1 protein-coding gene is annotated in these 609 nt (G+C 39.4%); it reads left to right on the forward strand.

Annotation, left to right across the window (positions count from 1 at the left end):
- A partial coding sequence (locus H6B10_RS15035) for a hypothetical protein (protein ID WP_204652313.1) occupies nucleotides 1-609 on the forward strand: 609 nt, incomplete at both ends.

Consider the following 609-nt stretch of genomic DNA (forward strand, 5'->3'; position numbering starts at 1 on the left):
CCGTGTTTTACCGTACTGAAAATGTCTTTCGCTGGTGTGAAATGGTAACGGAAGAGAAACAAGTAAAGCAAAGCATAGAAGAAAGGGCTGCAACGCGTTACCAGGCTTTGACACATGACGATTTAGAAAAAATGCAAGAAACAATATGTTCAACAGATGACCTAAAAAAATGGCTAATGAGGCATCAACTGCCACCAGACGGCTATAAACCGCCTTTTGATGGGACTTATAACACTGAGCTTACGGAAAAAATGCTAGCGGAAATCCGTCGAGTGAGATATGTAAAACGATTCTATGCCTTGTTGAGTGATGAGAATGCTAATGTTTGCGATTTATTAAATGTTGCAATGTATTGCTTTTTGGATGAGGAGCAGATAGATGAAAGCTTAAGGTGTGCCCATATGCAAAAGTATGTAGACTTTATTGAAAAAGAGCTAGGTGACATGGACGCAAGGATGCATGTTTCATTTTTATTCCAGAGGATTGTGCAGTACGAAAACACGGTAAATGGGAAGAAATATACACCTATGTCATGGGAGGTTATTCCAAATGTTCTTGCTGAACACCTTGGTTGTATAGATGAATGCATCCATATGATGCTTGGTTTCT

Source organism: Gemmiger formicilis (assembly GCF_016901605.1).
Taxonomy (GTDB): domain Bacteria; phylum Bacillota; class Clostridia; order Oscillospirales; family Ruminococcaceae; genus Gemmiger; species Gemmiger formicilis_B.